This is a genomic window from Microbacterium sp. KNMS (assembly GCF_053851835.1).
Genome location: NZ_JBSQBP010000098.1, coordinates 1 through 277, shown reverse-complemented (window position 1 = coordinate 277; position 277 = coordinate 1). Strand labels below are relative to the sequence as shown.

Genomic DNA, 277 nt, shown 5'->3' with positions numbered 1-277 from the left:
ATGAAGTGGTGCAGCCGATCATAGGGGATCCCATCGCCCCGCGCCGCCATCGGCTGGACGCTCTTGCGGTCGCCCAGGCCGATCAACCCGGCCACGTAGAGCGGGCACATCGCCCGGCGCGCCGGATGCGACAGGCCCGCCAGGAACGGCTGCAGCCATCGATCAAGATCGTCACGCCACTCCGCAGCCGCCGGCATCGCGATCCCCCCAAGCCCATCCCCGTGGCTTGCGAATCCGCGAAAACCTACCGCGTTCCCTCAATCTGCCAAAGTAGTGC

The 277-nt window shown here is 67.1% G+C and carries 1 protein-coding gene; it reads right to left on the bottom strand.

Translation table 11 applies throughout. From position 1 onward, the window contains the following. On the bottom strand, positions 1-197 hold a 197-nt coding region (locus ACWXWW_RS17995), incomplete at its 3' end, for a transposase (RefSeq protein ID WP_455971372.1). Positions 198-277 lie beyond the last annotated feature (80 nt).